15 protein-coding genes are annotated in these 18,665 nt (G+C 73.8%); 4 read left to right on the top strand and 11 right to left on the bottom strand.

Annotation, left to right across the window (positions count from 1 at the left end; all coding sequences use genetic code 11):
• Positions 1–99 precede the first annotated feature (99 nt).
• Both ABZX85_RS30285 and ABZX85_RS30280 read right to left on the bottom strand, forming a co-directional pair.
• Entirely contained in the window at positions 100–741 is a 642-nt protein-coding gene (locus tag ABZX85_RS30285) for a DUF899 domain-containing protein (RefSeq protein WP_355875285.1), read from the bottom strand.
• Positions 742–883: 142 nt separating this feature from the next.
• On the bottom strand, positions 884–2,224 hold the full coding sequence (locus ABZX85_RS30280; RefSeq protein WP_355875282.1) for an amidohydrolase: 1,341 nt from the start codon (positions 2,222–2,224) through the stop codon (positions 884–886).
• A gap of 126 nt (positions 2,225–2,350) precedes the next feature.
• Here ABZX85_RS30280 and ABZX85_RS30275 point away from each other — a divergent pair, with 126 nt between their 5' ends.
• Positions 2,351–3,292: an endonuclease/exonuclease/phosphatase family protein gene (locus ABZX85_RS30275; protein WP_355875279.1), complete on the top strand. Its 942-nt coding sequence runs from the start codon at positions 2,351–2,353 to the stop codon at positions 3,290–3,292.
• A gap of 37 nt (positions 3,293–3,329) precedes the next feature.
• Here the strand turns inward: ABZX85_RS30275 and ABZX85_RS30270 are convergent, their stop codons facing one another.
• The gene (locus tag ABZX85_RS30270; RefSeq protein ID WP_355875276.1) at positions 3,330–5,375 is read right to left on the bottom strand and encodes an FUSC family protein; all 2,046 of its coding nucleotides are present in this window, start codon (positions 5,373–5,375) and stop codon (positions 3,330–3,332) included.
• Between the two features lie 195 nt (positions 5,376–5,570).
• The gene (locus ABZX85_RS30265; protein ID WP_355875273.1) at positions 5,571–6,341 is read right to left on the bottom strand and encodes a nucleotidyltransferase domain-containing protein; all 771 of its coding nucleotides are present in this window, start codon (positions 6,339–6,341) and stop codon (positions 5,571–5,573) included.
• A 145-nt stretch (positions 6,342–6,486) separates the two neighbouring features.
• On the opposite strand from ABZX85_RS30265, the gene ABZX85_RS30260 reads away from it, so the two are divergent.
• Together ABZX85_RS30260 and ABZX85_RS30255 are read left to right on the top strand one after the other, a co-directional pair.
• A complete protein-coding gene (locus ABZX85_RS30260) occupies positions 6,487–10,059 on the top strand; it encodes a hypothetical protein (RefSeq protein ID WP_355875271.1) in 3,573 nt (1,190 codons plus the stop codon).
• A gap of 412 nt (positions 10,060–10,471) precedes the next feature.
• Positions 10,472–10,873, top strand: a complete 402-nt coding sequence (locus ABZX85_RS30255; protein WP_355875268.1) for a RidA family protein — start codon at positions 10,472–10,474, stop codon at positions 10,871–10,873.
• Between the two features lie 200 nt (positions 10,874–11,073).
• On the opposite strand, the gene ABZX85_RS30250 is transcribed toward ABZX85_RS30255, so the two are convergent.
• Together ABZX85_RS30250 and ABZX85_RS30245 are read right to left on the bottom strand one after the other, a co-directional pair.
• Positions 11,074–11,790, bottom strand: a complete 717-nt coding sequence (locus tag ABZX85_RS30250; protein ID WP_355875265.1) for an aspartate/glutamate racemase family protein — start codon at positions 11,788–11,790, stop codon at positions 11,074–11,076.
• A 5-nt stretch (positions 11,791–11,795) separates the two neighbouring features.
• Complete coding sequence (locus ABZX85_RS30245; protein WP_355875263.1) at positions 11,796–13,238, bottom strand: NCS1 family nucleobase:cation symporter-1; 1,443 nt, start codon at positions 13,236–13,238, stop codon at positions 11,796–11,798.
• A 146-nt stretch (positions 13,239–13,384) separates the two neighbouring features.
• Here ABZX85_RS30245 and ABZX85_RS30240 point away from each other — a divergent pair, with 146 nt between their 5' ends.
• Positions 13,385–14,125: a GntR family transcriptional regulator gene (locus ABZX85_RS30240; protein ID WP_355875260.1), complete on the top strand. Its 741-nt coding sequence runs from the start codon at positions 13,385–13,387 to the stop codon at positions 14,123–14,125.
• A gap of 78 nt (positions 14,126–14,203) precedes the next feature.
• Here ABZX85_RS30240 and pip read toward each other — a convergent pair whose 3' ends face one another.
• From pip to ABZX85_RS30215, 5 genes are all read right to left on the bottom strand, one after another.
• Positions 14,204–15,154, bottom strand: a complete 951-nt coding sequence (gene pip / locus ABZX85_RS30235) for a prolyl aminopeptidase (protein ID WP_355875257.1) — start codon at positions 15,152–15,154, stop codon at positions 14,204–14,206.
• Positions 15,155–15,192: 38 nt separating this feature from the next.
• Positions 15,193–15,861 (bottom strand): uracil-DNA glycosylase, encoded by a 669-nt coding sequence (locus ABZX85_RS30230; protein WP_355875334.1) that lies wholly within the window; start codon positions 15,859–15,861, stop codon positions 15,193–15,195.
• A 518-nt stretch (positions 15,862–16,379) separates the two neighbouring features.
• Complete coding sequence (locus ABZX85_RS30225) at positions 16,380–16,823, bottom strand: DoxX family protein (RefSeq protein WP_355875254.1); 444 nt, start codon at positions 16,821–16,823, stop codon at positions 16,380–16,382.
• A gap of 98 nt (positions 16,824–16,921) precedes the next feature.
• Positions 16,922–17,617 carry a class I SAM-dependent methyltransferase gene (locus ABZX85_RS30220; protein ID WP_355875251.1) on the bottom strand — a complete coding sequence of 232 codons (696 nt, stop codon included), beginning with the start codon at positions 17,615–17,617 and terminating at the stop codon, positions 16,922–16,924.
• Between the two features lie 101 nt (positions 17,618–17,718).
• Positions 17,719–18,654, bottom strand: coding sequence for an acyltransferase domain-containing protein (locus tag ABZX85_RS30215; RefSeq protein ID WP_355875248.1), 936 nt, complete (start codon positions 18,652–18,654; stop codon positions 17,719–17,721).
• Positions 18,655–18,665 lie beyond the last annotated feature (11 nt).

Here is an 18,665-nt window from a genome sequence, read left to right as displayed (position 1 = left end):
CTCGGCATATGACAGGACTGAGACCTACCTGACACGCTGCCCGGACGGACTGTGAAATCGGTACGGACCACCCGGGGTTCGCGTTTCGGAAGAAACCGATCAGAAGTCGTACTCGTCGTGATACAGCACGTCCGATTCGTGCCCCCGTCCCCGCGCGGTCAGTTCGAGGAGACCGGCCGCCGAGCCGAGCCCGTCGAGTCCGCGCCCGAAGGCCGAGTACGTGTGGAAGACGCGGTCCCCGTCCCGCAGGAAGCAGCTCAGGCCCTGCCGTTCGGCGAGTTCGCCGTCGGGCCGGGAGACGGTCGCCTCGAAGTCGGCGTTGAAGTCGCTGTCGTAGGACGAGTACCAGGGCACGGTCCAGCCGAGGCGTGCCTTGAACGGCAGGATGCGGGTGTACGGCGCCCGGGAGACGACCGCGAAGGACGTGTCGCGGGCCTTGAGGTGGGCGAGGTGGCCGACCTGGTCGAGGAAGGCCGCGCAGCCCCGGCAGCCGCTCTCCCACTCGGGCGCGAACATGAAGTGATGGACGACGAGCTGGCCGCGCCCGTCGAAGAGGTCGAGCAGAGTCGCCTTGCCGTCGCCGCCCTCGAAGACGTACTCCGCGTCGATCCCGACCATCGGCATCCGGCGCCGCTCGGCGCCCAGCGCCTCCCGCGCGCGGGCGAGCGCCTCCTCCTTGGCCAGCAGGTCCTCGCGCGCCGCGCGCCACTGTTCGCGCGAGACGATCTCCGGGAGCGACATCGCTCACCCCTTCGGTACGACGTGTACGACGGTCCGTCGGAGGGGGTGACTGGAGGGGTGGGCGGAACTCATCGTCGTCCGCGAAGAATTTTGTCTGAGACCCGGTCAGAGTCTGAGACCCGGTCAGGAAAGAGCCCTGGTCTCAGGTGTTGTACTCCTGGACGCGCCGGCCGTGGCCCCGGTCGGTCAGGGCGGGCAGCCGAGAGGTCAGTTCCCCGACGACGGCGGGGACGTCGACGGTGAGGAGTTCGCGGTCGCGCATGAGGACGCGGCCGTCGACGATCGTCGTGCGGACGTCGGAGGAGCGGGCGCTGTGGACGAGGGTGGCGGCGAGGTCGTGGACGGGCTGGGTGTGGGGGCCGGTGAGGTCGACGAGGATCAGGTCGGCGCGCATGCCGGGGGCGAGCGTGCCGACGCGGTCGCCGAGGCCGAGGGCGGCGGCGCTCTGCGGGCCGGCGTGGTCGAGGGCCTGGCGGGCCGTCAGCCAGCGGGGGTCCCCGGTCGTCGACTTCTGGACGAGCGCGGTGAGGGCCATCGAATCCCAGACGTCCAGGGAGTTGTTGGAGGCGGCGCCGTCCGTCGCGAGCCCCACCGGGATGCCGATCTCACGCAGCGCGCGCACGGGCGTGGTGGTGGGCCAGGCGAACTTGAGGTACCCGCGCGGGGCGGTGGCCACGGAGACGTGTCCCCGCGCGCGGGCGAGGACGGGGAGGTCGCGGTCGAGGATGCCGGTGCCGTGGGCGACGAGGACGTCGGTGTCGAGGATGCCGGTGCGCTCCAGGACGTCGACCGGGGTGGCGCCGTGGCGGGCGAGGCTCGCCTCGGTCTGGTCGCGGTTCTCGGCGGCGTGCAGGTGGACGGGGAGGCCGTGGTCGTGGGCGAGGGCCGCGGTGGCGGCGAGGTCGGCGTCGGTGACGGTGTAGGGGGCGTGCGGGGCGAGGGCGGTGGTGATCCGGCCGCCCGCGCCGTCGCGGTGGCGCAGGGCGAACTCCAGGGACTCCTCGCGGCCCCGGGGGCCCTGGGAGGAGAAGTACGCCTGCCCGAGGTGGGCGCGCATCCCGGTCTCCTCGACGACGGCGGCCACGGCGTCCATCGCGAAGTAGTGGTCGGCGAAGCAGGTGACGCCCGCGCGGATCATCTCGGCGCAGGCCAGCCGGGCGCCGAGGGTGACGTCCCGGGCGGTGAGGTTGGACTCCACCGGCCAGACGACGCCGTTGAACCACTCTTCGGTGGGCAGGTCCTCGGCGAGACCGCGCAGGGCGACCATCGGCGCGTGCGTGTGGCAGTTGATCAGTCCGGGGAGCGCGATCTGCCCCCGGGCGTCGAGGTGCGGGCCGGTGTCCCGCGGGGTTCCGTCCGGCGGTCCGTCGGTGATCGTCTCGATCAGGCCGTCCCGGACGACGACGGTGACGTCGTCGCGGAAAGTGAGACCCGGTTCAAGAATCGTGCAGCCCGAGATGACGAGATCCGCGGTCGGAGTCATCCTGACACCGTACGACGGTGTCCTCGGCCTGTGTGAGCCGTGGCGGGCATCGCGTCCCGCACCTGTCGCGGCGGCCTCCGCGGAGGGCACCCTGGGGCCCTGAAAGCGCTCTGGAGGGAGCCCGTCATGCTCCTCGGCACCTGGAACCTGGAGAACCTCTACCGGCCCGGCGGCCCCTTCGGGCCCAAGGACAAGGCGTCCTACGACTCGAAACTGGCCGACCTGGCCGAGGTGATCAGGGCGCTCTCCCCCGACCTCCTCGGTGTGCAGGAGGTCGGCGACCCCGACGCGCTGGACGACCTCCTCGGCGTGGTGGGCGGCACCTGGCACACCGCGCTGTCCGGGCATCCGGACGGCCGGGGCATCCGGGTCGGCGTGATCGGCAAGGCGCCCCTGGAGGTCGTCGCGGACGTCGACGCGTTCCCGCAGAAGCTGCGGCCCGTGCAGGTCGACGACGCCGGGTCGACGGTCTCCGCCCCGGGGCGCGGTCTCCTGGCCGTGCGGAGCGGCTCGGTGCTGCTCGCGGTGGCCCACCTGAAGTCGAAGCTGCTGACGTACCCGGGCAATCGTTTCTTCCCGCACGACGAGGGCGAGCGGGCCCGCTACGGCGCGTACGCGCTGTACCGGCGGGCCGCCGAGGCGGTGACGCTGCGCGCCCTGGCGGACGACCTGCTCGCGGGCGACGGACGCGCGCGCGACGTCGTCGTCCTGGGAGACCTCAACGACGAGGTGCAGGCCGCGACCACGCAGATCCTCCTCGGCCCGCCCGGGTCCGAGATCGGCACGACCGGCTACAAGCTCCCCGACCAGGGCGACAAGCTCCGCCTGTGGGACGTCGCGCCTCTCATCCCCGCCGATCGCCGGTACTCGCGCGTCAACTCCGGGCGCCGGGAGCTGATCGACCATGTGCTGCTCAGCCACCGTCTGGTGCACCGGGTGACCGAGGCGGGGACCGGCGTGCCCGACGAGGGCGGGGTGCTGCGGCTGCCGTCGGTGGGCGAGGACCCGAGGGACCGGCGGGACGCGACGGGGTCGGACCACGCGCCGGTGTGGGTGCGGGTGGAGTGAGGCACGGGCCTCTCGGAGGCCGCCTCGGCTGCCGTGCTCACATCGCGCGCGGCAGCCTCATCCGGCCCCGGGCGCCCGGTGTCCGGTGGGCGTCGAGGGCGGTGAGGAGTTCGTCGAGCAGTTCGCGGTGGCGGCGGCCCAGGTGTCCGGTGTCGTCGAGCTGCACGGCGCTGGCGGTGGTCGTGTCGACGAGGCGTTCCAGGAGGGCGGCGACCTCGTCGGTGCCGGCGGTGTGACGGGCGAGGGCGGGGTGTTCGGCGGCGGAGAGCGCGATGGCGGTCCGGGCCTCGGCGAGCGTGCGGTACGCCTCGCGGCGCAACGCCCAGCGGGTGGCGCGGTCGCCGGCGGGGGCGACGGTCACGGCAGGGGCGGCGGTCACGGCGGGCGTGGGGTCCTGAGGCGCCTGGGCGCCGCTCTCGGCGGCGCGGAGAGTGACGTACAGCTCGGACCGCCTCGCCCGCCTCCGAGGCCGCCTGGCGGGCTTCTGCGGCTTTTCGTCGTGGATGTCATGCCCGGGTCCCGCGCCGTCGTCGACGCCGCTGAGGACGTGGGCGAGGTACTCCTGCGCGGCCTTCGTCGCCGCGGCGAGCCGGGCGCGCACCTGGCCGCCGCGTTCGCCGGGCATCGGGAGGTGGCCGACGACGAGGACCAGGACGCAGGCGAGGAGGGTCTCGCCGATGCGCCCGGCGGACGCCTGGGGTTCGCCGCCGACCATGACGAGGGCGAGGACGAGGACGGTGACGACGGCAGTCTGCGCGGCGAAGTGCCGGGTGGCGACGGGGACGAGGGCCCCGCAGACGGCGACGAGGGCGACGAGCCCTTCGGGGCGGGGCAGGAACGCGGCGAACCCGGCGAAGAGGAGCGCCCCGAGGACGGTGCCGGCGGCCCGGTTCAGGACACGTGAGACGAGCGGTCCCAGATCGGGCTTGACGAGGAAGACGGCGGTGGCCGGGAGCCAGTACCAGTGGGTGTGCTCGCCGTACCAGCGCGAGTGGTGCAGGGCCTGCGCGATGGCCGCGCTGGCGCCGAAGCACAGGGCGACGCGCAGCCCGTACTCGCGTCCGCCCGCGCCGAAGGCGACCCGCAGCAGATCGGCGGTCCCGCGCCTGCGCGCGTGCGGCGCGGCGCTCTGCCCCCGGTCGAACGCCTCGGCGGCGTGCAGCAGGGCGTCGTCGAGGGCGCGCAGGGCGGGAGCGGAGCGGGAGGGCGCGGGCAGCGGCCCGGTGTGCGTGTTCTCGCGGACGGCGGCGGCCAGCCGCCGGGGCCCTTCCGAGGCCCGTTCGGAGACGGGCTCCCCGGCCCAGGCGAGCGCGGTCGCGGCCTCCCCGAGGGGCAGCGCGGCAGCGTACTGCGCGTGCAGGCGCCGCTCGGTGGAGGAGCTGGCGTAGCGGCGCAGCCGGGGGCCGGCGAAGGCGTCCTGGGCGTGGTCGAGGGCGGCGGTGAGGGCGGCTCGGCGGGTCGTGGCGTCGGGGCCGCCGACGGCGTCCAGGAGGGCGGCGATCGCGTCGTACACGCCCGCGACGGCGGCCCGTTCGCCGTCGAAGCGGAAGTCCCCGGCGAGCGAGCCGGGGGTGGGGAGGGCGAGGCGCAGCAGGAGCAGCCAGCCGGCGCCCGCGAGGTAGGCGAGGGCGCGCTGCCAGCCGCTCTCGTCGACCGGCATCCCGGCGCCGATCGCGGCGGCGACGAGGAGCTGGGTGCCGGCCGCGGAGGCGACCGGGCCGATGGCGCTCATGCCGCCGGCGAGGAGGCCGAGGGCGGTGAGAGCGAGGGTGAGGACGACGGGTCCGGCGTGCGCGCCCGCGTAGGTGCCGCCGAGGAGTCCGGCCGCCCCGACGAGGGCGGGGGTGCCGAGCCGCTGGACGGACGTCCGCCTGCTGCCCGGCCGGTCGTTGATCCCGGCGAGCATCGCGGCGATCGCGGCGACGACGCCCAGGGAGGTGTGGTCGACGGCGACGGCGAGCGCGAGCAGCGGGCCCGCCGCAAGCGCCCCGCGCGCGACGGCCGCCCAGGGGACGGGGCCGCGTTGCGCGCGCAGCGCGTGGGAGAGCCAGGGCGGGAGTGCGGCGCCGGCGCTTCGGGACACGGGGCTCCTGTCGTGACGGGGACGGGTGCCGTCGGGCGACGTCGGCCGGGGCTTCGGGCTGTTCCTCCACGGTACGCAGCGGGCGGGGCCGTTGCGTTTCGCCGAGGTGAAGCGGAGTGTGATCAGACGGTTTCTTTATGAACGCAACTCCCGCGCGGGCGCCGTGATTCCTGATACGCGCCCCCGGAGGTGCCGTCACGAGCCCCCCGGGACCGCCCTGATCCGCTCCTCGAACAGCGCGCGGGCGCGCTCGATCGCCTCGCCGACGTCCGCCGCCTCTCTGACGGCCGTGTCGACGTCCCGCAGCCCCGCCCGCTCCAGCAGCCGCTTCTCGTTGGTGACCCACTCCCCGCGCGCGGCGAGCACGGCGTGGCCGGTCTGGGTGGCGGCGACCGCGATCGCCCCCAGGGCCTCGGTCCACCGCCGCGCGGGGGCGTGAGCGGCCCGCGCGTAGTCGAGGGTGGCCTTCGCGGCGTCGTACCAGCGCGCACGCGCGGTGGTGCGCAGCTTGTCCGGGTAGCCGTCCGGGCGGGGCGTCTCACCGCGCAGCACCCGGTTGACCGCCAGTTCGGCGACGACCAGGTAGGTCGGGATGCCCGCGAGGTGGAACAGCAGCGGCTCGACCCGGTAGCGCCCTTCCCGCGCCTGCGCCAGTTCCCGTTCGACGACGTCCAGATCGCGGTAGTGCACGTCGACCCGCCGCCCCTCGACGCTCAGCCAGGCGCCCCCGTTGAACACTCCCCCGCCCCAGCCACCGACCTCCGAGACCTCCCCCGGCCACCCGATCGCCCGCAGTTCCCCCGGATCGAACGCGCCCCGGTAGTAGACCGCGACATCCCAGTCGCTGTCCGGCCGTTCGGTGCCCTGCGCGCGGGACCCGCCGAGTGCGACCGCGCGGACCGTCGGGAGCGCGGCGAGCCGGTCGGCGACGGCGTCGAGGAACTGGGTGTCGGTGAGCTGGGACATGGGGGCAGGCTAGGAAGCACCGCACCCGGACGGCCAGTTGGTTTCCGGGCCTGCCTCTCGCTCCTGACCTGCGCAAAGCAGGACTGTCATACCCGGATGGTTACATTGACTCACTCTGTGTAGGTAAACGGGAGATCGGGGGCAGATGCGCTCTGAGCGGCGGCGACGTGCGGAGGTCGTCGGGTACTGGCGGTCCGTGGAGCTGTTCGGACCGGCCCGGCTGCCGGTCGCCCCTCGGACCTCCGCGCGCGAGTGGGTGCGGCAGGTGGAGGTCCGGACCGGGGAGCCGTGGCCGTCGCTGCCCTGGCAGGAGGGGCATCCGCTGGGCGAGGAGCGGATCGACGCGGACCGGGAGGTGTGGCGGCACACCGTGTACGGCGGGGTGTTCACGTCCGATGCCGTGCGCGGGGTGCTCGAAGCGCGGTTCGGTGCCGACCCCGAGGACCACCCCGGAGTGCGCGCGCGACAGGGGGAGAGCGCGGTGTTCGCGCTCACCGTGGACGCGGACGGGGTGCTCCTGGAGGGCACGGTGGCGCTCTCCTCGTGCGCGTGGGCGACGGGGCGCGTTCGGCGTCCCGGGGTGGGTGCGGCGGGGTGGCTGGAGGGGTTCGGGGCGGTGGAGGCGGGGTGTGCGCGGGCGATCAAGGGGCTGGGCAGGCGTCAGGTGGGATACGGGGAGGGCGGTGAGACTTCGGGGGGTTGGCGTGGGGCCGTGCTGGAGCTGCTCGGTCCCGCGGCGGTCGGGGCGGTGGGGGCGCTGCTCGGGGGTGGGGGACGACGGGTGCCGGGGCAGCGGGGGGACGGGGTGGGGGGCGGTGAGGCCGGGGGCGACGGCTCGCGCGGGGCCGTCGGGGCGGCTGTCGACAGCGCTCACAGCGCCGTCCGGGCGCTTGCCGTGGGCCACGCGCGCGTGGACGGTGCGGAACTCCGTCGCGAGCCGGGTTCGCGAGCCGCCCTCCACGTCCCGCAGGGGACCCGGCGCCCCCTGGAACTCCCCGACCTGGTCGCCTTCGCCGCCCACGCGGCCGACCTGTGCGGCGTCACCGATCTGCTCTCCCCGGCGGTCGTCCGCGTGCACAGCCGACGCGTCCGCAGGCGCGCGGACGGCTCGCTCCCGGACGCCCGGCCGGCCCGCCTGAACAGCCTCCTGTCGGAGGATCTGGCGCGGGTCGCGGGCGCCGACGACCACGGTGTGCCGCTCACGGCGTATCTGACCGCCCCCGGGAACGTCCCGACGGCCGCCCGGACCGATGTCCGTGAGCACCCGGAGGCCGTGCTGGAGGCGGTGGCCCCGGGGGCGACGCCTCTGGGGTGCTGGCCCGCTCCGGAGGGGCGACCGCTCGACCTGAGCGGGCAGTTCGTGGTGAACACGGTGCTGGCCGAGTTGTCCGACAGCGGATTGTTCTCCGTGACCGCTCCCCCGGGAACCGGCCGGGGGAGCGTGTTCCGGGATCTCGTCGCCGCGGTCGTGGTGGAACGGGCGACCCGGCTGGCGGCGCTCGCCCGGCCGACGGACGCCTTCACCGGGGAGGCCGCCGGGGGCGTGTCCCGGCTGCTCCCGGAGCTGACCGGTCACGAAATTGTCGTCGCGACCCCGGACGGCGCCACCGCGCGGGACGTCGCCGCGAGGCTCCTGACACCGGACGCGCTCGGCGGAGCACCGGCCTCACCGGCCGCACCAGCCGCACTTGCCTGGGACACCCTGGCGGCGCCTCTGGGGGACGCGGAGCAGCATCGGGAGTTCCTGCACCGCCTGCACCGCTGGTCGCGCGACGAACGCCCCGGGGAGCCCCCGAACGACGACGCCGGCCCGGGCACGCACCCGGGCCCCGGCACGCGCCTGGGCACGCACCCCGAACTCGACCCCAACCCCGACCTCAGCACCACCCCCACCTGGGGCACCGCCAAAGCCGCCTTCCTCCACGCCCTCCGCCACTCCCGAGCCCTCCGCGACGACCGCGCCTCAGCCGCCCGCGCGCTCCACAACCTCCCCCACCTCGACGCGGCCGTGACCTCGGCGGAGGCGGCGAACGACAGCGCGCGGGAGAACGAGAACCGCGCCTCGGCGGCCCTCTCCGCCGCCCGCACGGACCTGCGCCGGGCCACCGCCGCCCACGACCGCGCGCGGGACCGAGCCGAACGGCACCGCGCGAACCGCCCCGGCGGACTGCGGGGCGCCCTCGGCGCGGGCCGCGCGTTCACGGAGTGGCAGGACGGCGACCGCTGGCTCCAGGGCGAGCTGAACCGCGCGCACCTCGCGCGCGGGGCGGCGTCGGGAGCGGCGCTGGCGGCCGAACGCGCGCGGGACGAGGCCGCCGAGCTGTACCGGCACGCCCAGGACCGGCTGCGGCGGGCCCGGGAGGCGGCGTCGGAGGCCGGGCACCGGGTGGCACGCGCGCGTGCCGTGTGGGGCGCACACGTCCCCGAGGACCGTCTCGACGTCGCGGAGCGGGAGTTGTCGTCGCCCTGGGCGGACGAGGAGTTCCGCGCCGCGCGGACCCACGTGTTCCTGGCCGCGCTGGACCTGCACCGCGCGTTCGTCGCCGCCAACGCCCGGACCGTACGCCGGAATCTGCTGGCCCTCGACGGGGTCCTCGCGGGTGAGGCGCCGCCCGAGGTGGCCCTCGCCGTCTGGCGGTCGCTGTTCCTGGTGGTGCCGGTGGTGTCCACGACGTACGCGTCCTGCGCGCGGCTGTTCGGGCCGCTGGGGGCGGGCTCGCTGGGCTGGGTCCTGGTCGACGGGGCGGGGCGGGCCGCTCCGCAGGCCGTCGTCGGGGCGCTGTGGCGGGCGCGGCGTGCCGTCCTGGCCGGTGATCCGTTCCGGCTGGGGCCCTCCGCCGTGGTGCCGGTGTCGGTGCAGGAGCGGTTGCGGAAGGCGTACGGCGTCGACGAGGCGTGGCTCCCCGCGCGCGGGTCCGCGCAGGCGGTCGCCGACCGGGTCAACGTCCTCGGTACGGCCGTCCGTCCACGTCTGCCGGGCGGTGCGGCCGTACCGGTCTGGGCGGGGGCGCCGCTGCGGGTGCACCGGCAGTGCGAGCGGACGGTGTTCGAGCTGGTCGACGGCCTCGCGTACGACGGTCTGCTGGTCCACGGGACGGTGGAACGGCCCTTCCCGGGCGGGCGGCTGTGCCACGCGTGCGTGGCGGACGGGCGGGCGGGGTGCCGGGAGTGCGTCTACCCGCTGAGCTGCTGGGTGGACGTGCTGCCGGGCGGGGCGGTCGGCGCGTGGGTGCCCGAGGAGGGGGTGGCGCTGGAGCGGGTGCTGACGCTGCTGCACCGTGAGTGGCGGGTCGGTCTGGACCGGGTGCGGGTCCTCAGTCCGTTCCGCGAGGTGGCCGCCGGGTGCGTGCGGACGGTCCGGGAGATGCGGCTGGAGTCGCCGCCGCCGGGGGTGTCGTACGACGCGTACCGCCGGCAGGTCGCCGGTTTCGTCGCCGGGCGGATCGGCACCGTCCACGGCCTGCGGGGCGGGGCGGACGACGTCGTCGTCCTGGTCCTCGGCACACACCCCCGCGACGGGTCCCGGGCCCGGGCGTGGGCCGCCGCGAGTCCGGCCCTCCTGACCACCGCCGTCAGCCGGGCCCGGCGCCGCCTCTTCGTCGTCGGACACCAGGAGACATGGGGCGCGGAACCCCACTTCTCCCTGCTCAGCGGCCTGCCTCGGCATCCCTGGCCGGCCGGTGGCAGGGCCGTTGTCAGTGGCGTGCGTTATCAATGAAGCAGTCACGCAGAGTAACGACGACGGGGGTTTCGCATGACGGCGTCCGAGGACCGCTTCCTCTCGACCACCGGCCTACGGGCGAGGGGCTGGCCTCCCGATCTCATCGGCATCCTCCTCACGGCCCCTGACGCGGTCCGCGCCAACCGCTTCTGCCGCCACGCCCCGCCGATCCGGCTCTACCGCCTCGCCCGGGTCGAGGAGGCCGAGCGGGGCGAACTGTTCCGGGCGGCGACGCGGACCGCCCTGCGGCGGTCGTGGGCGGAGCGGACGGCCTCGCGGCGCGGGCGGCGGGAGGTGCTGGCGCGCAGGGCCCGCACGGCACCGGGCGGGCGCGGCGCGCGGAATTCAGGTGCGGAGGGCCGAGTCCCTTCGCAGGATGGGGAGATCACCCCTCACCCCAGGAGTCCCGATGATCCGCCGCGTCACCTCCCCGCACCTCTTCCGCCCGCCCACCTACTCCCACGCGTCGATCGTCGAGGCAGGCACGCGCCTCGCGTTCCTCGCCGGATCGGTCCCGCTCGACCCCGAGGGGAACCTCGTGGGGCCGGGCGACCCGGTGCGGCAGGCCGAGCAGGTGATCGCCAACCTGGAGGAGCAGCTCCGCGCGGCCGGCAGCGACTTGGCGCACGTCGTGGTGACGGACGTCTACGTGGCGAGCCCCGACCCCGCCGTGCTGGCGAAGGTGTGGACCGTGGTCGAGGCGTCCGGCCTGAGCACGGGCCCGCACTCCTCGACCCTCCTGGGCGTCACCTGCCTCGGCTACCCGGGCCAGCTGGTGGAGATCACGGCGACGGCGGTGGTCCCCGGCTGACGGACGCCCGGCGCGGCCCGGCACACCGCGCCCGGTCCGTCGTCCGAGCGGCAGTCCGGGCGGCCGTCCGGACCATCACCCGAGCCGTCACCCGGACCGTCGCACGGCTCACCGACCGGCTACGGACGCCACCACCCAGCCCTGCTCCCAGCCTTACCCCCAGCCCTGCCCCCGGCCCCGCCCTCGGCCCCACCCCTCTCCTACCCGCCCCTCCCCCACGCCCTCCTCTTCGCCAACGGCTTCTCGTAGCTCCCCGCCCGGCTGGTGTTCAGCCCCAGGGACACCAGCGACTCCGCCAGCTTCACCGCGGCGCCGACCCCGTCCACGACCGGCACGCCGAGCTTCTCGGCGACGACCTGTTGCAGCCCCGTCATCCCGGCACAGCCGAGGACGAGGACCTCGGCGCCGGCCGCGAGGGCGTGTTCGGCGGCGGTGAGGAACGCGGCCTCCGTGCGGGCGGGGTCGGTGAGTTCGAGGACGCCGAGCCCGGTGGAGACGACGGCGGCGCAGTTGCGGGCGACGCCCGCGAGTTCGAGGCTGTCCTCGATCTGGCCGCGGGTGCGTCCGAGGGTGGTGACGACGCCGTAGCGGCGGCCGAGGAGGCAGGCGAGGTGGGCGGCGGCCTCGGTGATGTCGACGACCGGGACGTCGACGAGCTCCCGGACGCCTTCGCGCCCGTGCTCGCCGAACCCGGCCATGACGACGGCGTCGTAGTCGGGCCCGTCGTAGGTGCGCAGGGTGTCCATGACGGCCGCCGCGGAGAGGTGGCTGTCGAGCCATCCCTCCGCGGACTCCGGCCCCCAGGCCGGGGTGAGACCGGTGACGAGGGTGCCCGGCCCGGCTGCGGCGCGGGCACCTCGTACGATCTCGGCGGTCATCTCCTGCGTGGTGTTGCAGTTGGTGACGACGATCCGCACGTCCGTCAGACCCCCGCGGCCGTGCGCTCGGTGCGGCAGATCGCGGCGTACAGCCCGGCCGCCAGGGCCGTACCGATGAACCAGGAGTACGGCGCGACGTCGCTGAAGGTCTTGACGAGCGCGAGGACCGCGGCGACGGCGGCGGAGGGCAGGAACGCCCACAGGGCCTTGGGGTTGACGCCGTGGCGGTAGTAGTAGCGGGAGCCGGGGGTCGCGTCGAACAGCTCGTCCACGTCGACCTTGCCGCGCTTGACCCAGTAGTAGTCGACCATGATCACGCCGAACAGCGGGCCGAGGAAGGCGCCGAGACCGCCGAGGAAGTAGTTGACGACGGTCGGGTTGGAGAAGAGGTTCCAGGGGGTGACGAGCAGGGCGGCGACCGTGCTGATCATGCCGCCGACCTTGAAGGTGATCTTCTGCGGCCAGACGTTGGCGAGGTCGTACGCCGGGGAGACGAAGTTGGCGACGATGTTGACGCCCATGGTCGCGATGGCGAAGGTGAGCGCGCCGACCACCAGCACCCAGGTGTTGCCGACCTTCGCGACGAGTTCCGCCGGGTCGGTGATGGCCTGCCCGTAGACCTCCAGCGAGCCGGCCGTGACGATCACGGAGACGACGACGAAGGCGGTCGAGTTGATCGGCAGACCCCAGAAGTTGCCGCGGCGGACGGTCTTGTAGTCGGGCGCGAAGCGGGAGAAGTCGCAGAAGTTCAGCATCAGCGTGCCGTAGGTCGCGAGGATCAGGCCGATCGCGCCGAACCACTGCCGCCACTGCTCGCCGACGGAGACGGGGTGCGGGGTGCTGGTGAGGGAGATCGACCAGCCGGCCTTGGAGAGAATCCACACCGCGAGCGCGATCATGACGAGCCAGATCGCCGGTCCGCAGAAGTCCTGGAACTTGCGGACGGCCTCCATGCCCTGCCGGATGATCAGCGCCTGGACGAGCCACAGCGACACGAAGGAGACCCAGCCGAGCGCGTCGAGGCCGAGGAAGGAGTGGCGCGTCCAGGATTCGAGGCCGGGCCAGGCCGCGAGCAGCATGACGTTGACGGCGACGGAGGCCAGGTAGGTCTGGATGCCGTACCACATGATCGCGATGACGGCCCTGATCAGCGCGGGGATGTTGGCACCCCAGACGCCGAAGCTGATCCGGCTGACGACGGGGAACGGCACACCGTGCCGCTGGCCGATCTTCCCCATCCAGTTCATGCCGATGTAGATGAGCACGAACCCGGCGAGGAGGGCGGTGAAGACCTGCCAGACGTTCATGCCGAGGACCAGCAGGCCCGCGGCGAACGTGTAGTTGCCGAGGTTGTGGACGTCGGACATCCACATCGCGAAGAGGTCGAAGACCTTCCAGTTGCGCTTCTTCGCGGGCGCGAGGTCTTCGTTGACGAGCCGGGGATCGGGGGTGAACGCGGGCGCTTCGACGCGGTCGGCGAGGGACAAAGGTACTCCAGAGGGGAGAACTCGGGGACTCGGAGAGGTTTTTGGTATACCAAAGTGGAGACATGGTCGCGCTGTCGAGCGCCTCTGTCGATGTCTCTGCCGTTACGGCTCGGTAAAAGACCTCTCGCGTCGGCGAAAATGGCCCCATGGGCTCCACGACGAAGACCACGCCGAAGTCCCCGCCCGGTGCCGCCTCCGCCGGCGAACCCCTCGGCGCGGTCCGCGAACGCGTCCTGGCGACGTTGCGGCAGGACATCATCGCGGGCAGGCTGGCCCCCGGGGACCGGCTGGTCGAGCGGGAGCTCGCCGAGCGGTTCGGGGTCTCCCGGGTTCCCGTGCGCGAGGCCGTACGGGCGCTGGTCGCCGAGGGCTTCGTCCACTTCGCGTCCGCGCGCCGGGCCGCCGTACGCGGTCTCACCCCCGATGACGTGCGGGAACTCTTCGAGCTGCGCGAGGCGTTGGAGGTGTACGCGGCCGGGCTCGCCGCCTCCCGGGCGACCCCGGAGCGCCTCGCCGAGCTGAGCGCGCTCCTCGACGAGGCGGCGACGGCGACGAAGGAGGCCGACGCGGAGGCGGTCACCGACATCAACACCCGGTTCCACGACCAGGTCCTGGCCATGGCCGGCAACAGCCTCCTCAGCTCCGTCATGGAACCGGTCGACGGCCGCCTGCGCTGGCTCACCCGCCAGAACGAGGACTGGCCCCAGCTCCTGACGGAACACCAGGACCTCTACGCCGCCATCGCCTCCGGCGACCCCGCCGAAGCCCGCGCCCACGCCCTGACCCACGTCCGCACGAACTACCGCTCCACGGTCCGCAGACTCTTCGGCACGGAGGCGGAGGGGGAAGAGTCGGAGGAGGGGCTGCAAGGGGTACCGGGGAGGTAAGGGGCGGGCCGGGTACGACCCCGAGAAGGCTGCCGCACCGGCCGAAGCCCCCGCCTCACCCCGACCCCCGCCCCCGCCTCACCTCCCCGCGTACTTGTCCGTCGCCGCCACCAACGCCTCCACCATCCCCGACGGCCCGATCGAATGGCCGACCTCGTCGACGATCGTCAGCTCGCTGCCGGGCCAGGCGTGGTGGAGGCGCCAGACGACGCCGGTGAGGTTGCCGAGGTCGAGGCTGCCCTGGACGAGAGTGCCGGGGACGCCGGCGAGGAGCGGGGCGTCGCGCAGGACGGCGTCGGTCTCCATGAAGTGATCGTTGCCGAAGTAGTGGGTGACGGTGCGGGCGAAGCCCATCCGGAACCGGGGGTCCTCGTACCGCTCGACGGAGCGCGGCGGCGCCGGAACGATCGCCGTCTCCCAGTCGGTCCAGGCCCGCGCGGCCCGCTCCCGCACCTCGGGGTCGGCGGATTCGAGGAGCCGGTTGCAGGCGGCGGCGAGGTTCCCCTCCCGGTCGTCCTCCGGCAGCCCCGCCAGGAATTCCGCGAACGCCTCGGGGAAGATCTGCCCGAGCCCGCGCGTGAGCAGGCCCACCTCCGCGTCGGACCCGGTCGCCACGCCCGTCAGCACCAGCTCCGACACGGCCGCGCGGTGCGTCTGCGCGTACCGCAGCCCGAGCACCGACCCCCACGACACGCCCCACACCAGCCAGCGCCCGATCCCCAGCTCCCGCCGCAGCAGCTCCAGATCGCCGATCAGCCGCTCGGTGGTGTTGACGCTCATGTCGGTGCCGTACTCGCTCGCGTGCGGGGTGGACCGTCCGCAGCCGCGCTGGTCGAGCAGGACGATCCGGTAGCGCGCGGGGTCGAAGAGGCGCCGGAAGTACGGTCCGCAGCCGCTGCCCGGACCGCCGTGCAGCACCAACGCCGGTTTCCCGCGCGGGTTTCCGCACGTCTCCCAGTACACGTGGTTGCCGTCCCCGACGTCGAGCATGCCGTGGTCGTACGGTTCGGTCTCCGGATAAAGTCCCATGCCCCGCACGGTAGTTTCCGGGCCCCGGCCCCCTCACCTCATTTCAGGCCCGCCGCCCTCGCCGCCGTCTCCAGCACCTCCCGCAGCATCTCCGGCGTGAGCTTCCCGGTGAACGTGTTGCGCTGGCTGACGTGGAAACAGCCGAAGACCTGTACGCCGTCCAGCTCGACCCGCACGCCGTGGCCGAACGCCGGGCGGGGCCGGGGGATCTCCCAGCCCGCCGCCGCGAGCGCGGGCCACACCGCCTGCCAGCCGTACGCCCCCAGCACGACCATCGCCCGCAGGCCCGGGCGCAACAGCGTCAGCTCCTCGACGAGCCAGTGCCGGCACGCGTCCCGCTCCGCCGGCGTCGGCTTGTTGTCGGGTGGCGCGCAGTGCACCGGGGCGGTGATGCGTACGCCGTACAGCTCCAGTCCGTCGTCCGCGGACACGGCCTCCGCCTGCGAGGCGAGCCCCACGTCGTACAGCGCCTGGTACAGCACGTCCCCCGACCGGTCCCCCGTGAACATCCGGCCCGTCCGGTTCCCGCCGTGCGCGGCGGGCGCGAGCCCCACGATCACCAACGGCGCGTCCCCCGCCCCGAACCCCGGCACCGGCCGCCCCCAGTACTCCCACCCGGCGAACGCCGCCCGCTTCACCCGGGCGACCTCCTCCCGCCACTCCACCAGCCGAGGACAGACCCGACATCCGGCGACCCTCGCGTCCAGCTCGGCGAGAGCGGGGTGAGCCGGGCGGGGCTGGGGAGGACGGGGTGAGGTGGGGGTGGACGGGGGCCGGCCGCCGGGTGGGGCAATGGGGATCGGCTGGGCGGCGGACTGCGGACGAGACGGGGAACGAGTGGTCCGGGGTTGGCTGCCAGAAGAGGCAACGGGAGTAGGGAGAGCGGAGGCGGGGGACGGCTGAGGAGGCGAGGAGGGGGTGGGCGGCGGCTGGCTGCCGGAAGGGGCAACGGCTGTGCGATCGGGCGCCGGAGCGGGGGCGGCGGGAGCGAAGGCCGCCAGGTGATCGTGAGAGGGCCGATCGACGACCTCGTCGGCAGGGACGGGGCCGGGACGACCAGAAGCCGCATCCGTACGAGGCCCCCGGGAGCCGGCGGATCGAGAAGCGGCACCCCGCTGGTCCAGTTCCTTCATGCCCCCACCGTAGGGTCGGCGCCCCGCCCGAGCCTCGCGCTCACGCCACCGGACAGCTCCCGGCACGCCCCGGGCCTCGGCCCACCCGCCCCTCAGCGCCGCGACATCCCCGCCAACCCCACCACGCTCCCCCGCCGCACCCAAGCGATGACAGCCAACAGCACGAAGACGATCACCGGCGTCACCGCGTTCTCCCCGTCGAAAACGGTCAGCTGCGTGATGAACGCCCCCACCATGAGCGCGGCCAGCCCGGCGGCGCCCGGTGTCTGGAGCGCCGGGATCAAGAGGGCGACGGCACCGGCGAGTTCGAGGAGGCCGATGGCGTACATCCCCGGTGCACCCCACCCGATCCGGTCGAAGGACTCGACCGCGGAGGGGTGGGCGATGAGTTTGGGAAGGGCGCTGGCGACACCGAAGAAGAGGGCGAGGAGGACCTGAAGGCCACGGAGGGCGAGGAGCGCACGCCGGTGCCGAGGGGCCGGGGCGACGGAGGCGGACGGCGTGGTGGGGGCGACGGGAACGGTGGTCTCGGACATGTACTTCTCCCTGGTGAACGCTCTCGTGACGGTCTGGTGGATAGACCCCCGCCGCTCCCGTTACTCATCGCCGCCTGCCCCTTCCTCCCCCTATTTCCTCAGCCCCCGTCCACCACCGCCCTCACCCACACCCCGTCCCCCGTCAACACCCGATCCGCCCTCAACCCCGCCTCCCCCAACGCCTCCCCGAACTGCTCCTCGCTCAACGGCCGCGCCAAAAACGTCTGCGTCCACACCGCATCCGGGAACTCGTACTCGACATGCACCGAGTTGACGCCCTCGCCGACCGGCGTGGAGGAGCGGATACGGACGCTGAACCCATGGGGATCGACCCGCTCACGAGGCACGTCCGTGTGGTAGTCGGCCCCCTCCCGCTGGATCAGCACGCTCCCGCCCGGAGCGACATGCCGGGCGCAGGCCCGCAGCAGCCCGCGCCGTACCTCCGCGTCCCCGGCATGCACGAGGAAGGACGCGAGGAGCACGACGTCGAAGGTCTCCCCCAGCTCCAGCCGCTCGATGGGGCTGTGCACCGTACGAGCCCCCCGCACCCGCTCCAGCATCTCCGCCGACTCGTCGACCGCGGTGACCCGGAACCCCCTCTCCAGGAGGGGATGCGTCATGCGCCCCACCCCGCACCCCAGCTCCAGAATCCGCGCCCCCGCGGGCACCGCGCCCGCGATTACGTCCGGCTCGGGCCCGACCGGTAACCGGGAGTACAGCTCCACCGCACAGCCGTCCGGAGTGATCGCCCCGGGCCCGGTCCCCTCGTACCCCTCACGCATCCTCATCTCCATGCCCCCTCAACTCCCCACCCCCGCACACCAGTTCCCCCACCCCACCGCTTCACCCTTTCGAGTGAACCCCCGCCGGGCACTCAACTCCGCGCCCGCCCAGGTCAGTCCTCCCCCATGAGGAACCACCCTTCGCCGCCGTACCAGTGCCCACCGCCCTCAAGGTGTTCCACCACCGCCTTCTCGACGACGGTCCGCCGAGGCAGCTCCGCCAGCTCCACCTGGGTCGACCCGAAGACGAAGCGGACGGGCGTCATGTCGTTCTCCTCCTCCAGGGCCCGTACGTGAAACCGCTCCTGGAAGCGGACGATGTTGGAGTCGGCGGGCAGATACCGCTTGAGCTGCGGATCGAGCAGCCAGGACCCGCAGGTCGCGAGCCGGTAGGTCTCCTCGGGATAGTGCCGCGCGAAGAACTCCCGGGCGAGCGCGAGCGACCGGTCGCAGGACCGCGGGCTCAGCGGCCCCATGAAGTCGGCGATGTGCAGCCCGAGCGCGGGCTCGGCGGCGGAGAACCCGGCCTCGGTGACGGACTCGCGGAGAATGCCGGGGACCACCCCGCGCTGGAACTGGAGCCGGCCCAACTGGTACAGCTCGCCGCGCAGATGGAGGGAGAGCCAGCGCGCGGTCATGATCCCGCCGGTGCCGTGCCAGCGGCGGTGGACGGCGACCCCGCGGCCGACGTCGACGAGGGTGCGCCGGCTGACGTCGTCGGGAATCCCCCGCTCCCGGTGATGGGCGCGGACGAAGGGCAGCGCGGCGGCGAAGACGTACAGCGGGAACCAGCGGGCCACGGCCCGGGAGGCGCCGGGGTAGCGCGGCAGGTCGACCCCGCCGATCACCGCGCCCATGTCCCGTACCAGCTCGCCGACGGACCGTTCCAGCACCTCGCGGCTCGCCGGGTCGTCGAGGACCTGACGGCTCAGCCGTACGGGCTCCTCGATGTCCTGGTGCGACACCCCGAGGTCGATCAGCGTCTCGACCAGCCCGTCGGTGTCGGCGAGCGCGGACACGGCGTCCTTGAGTTCCACGAAGAGCTCCACGAACACACCCC

This window comes from Streptomyces sp. NPDC004539, assembly GCF_040610055.1.
Lineage (GTDB): Bacteria > Actinomycetota > Actinomycetes > Streptomycetales > Streptomycetaceae > Streptomyces.
Note: the sequence above shows the minus strand (reverse complement) of the source record. Positions and strands in the feature narration are given on the sequence as shown.

Coding starts and splice junctions, on each gene's coding strand:
- ABZX85_RS30255 (WP_355875268.1), top strand. CDS start 10,472: ATGATCCGCCGCGTCACCTCCCCGCACCTCTTCCGCCCGCCCACCTAC.
- ABZX85_RS30225 (WP_355875254.1), bottom strand. CDS start 16,823: ATGTCCGAGACCACCGTTCCCGTCGCCCCCACCACGCCGTCCGCCTCC.
- ABZX85_RS30260 (WP_355875271.1), top strand. CDS start 6,487: ATGCGCTCTGAGCGGCGGCGACGTGCGGAGGTCGTCGGGTACTGGCGG.
- ABZX85_RS30275 (WP_355875279.1), top strand. CDS start 2,351: ATGCTCCTCGGCACCTGGAACCTGGAGAACCTCTACCGGCCCGGCGGC.
- ABZX85_RS30280 (WP_355875282.1), bottom strand. CDS start 2,224: ATGACTCCGACCGCGGATCTCGTCATCTCGGGCTGCACGATTCTTGAA.
- ABZX85_RS30265 (WP_355875273.1), bottom strand. CDS start 6,341: ATGTCCCAGCTCACCGACACCCAGTTCCTCGACGCCGTCGCCGACCGG.
- ABZX85_RS30285 (WP_355875285.1), bottom strand. CDS start 741: ATGTCGCTCCCGGAGATCGTCTCGCGCGAACAGTGGCGCGCGGCGCGC.
- pip (WP_355875257.1), bottom strand. CDS start 15,154: ATGGGACTTTATCCGGAGACCGAACCGTACGACCACGGCATGCTCGAC.
- ABZX85_RS30220 (WP_355875251.1), bottom strand. CDS start 17,617: ATGGAGATGAGGATGCGTGAGGGGTACGAGGGGACCGGGCCCGGGGCG.
- ABZX85_RS30240 (WP_355875260.1), top strand. CDS start 13,385: ATGGGCTCCACGACGAAGACCACGCCGAAGTCCCCGCCCGGTGCCGCC.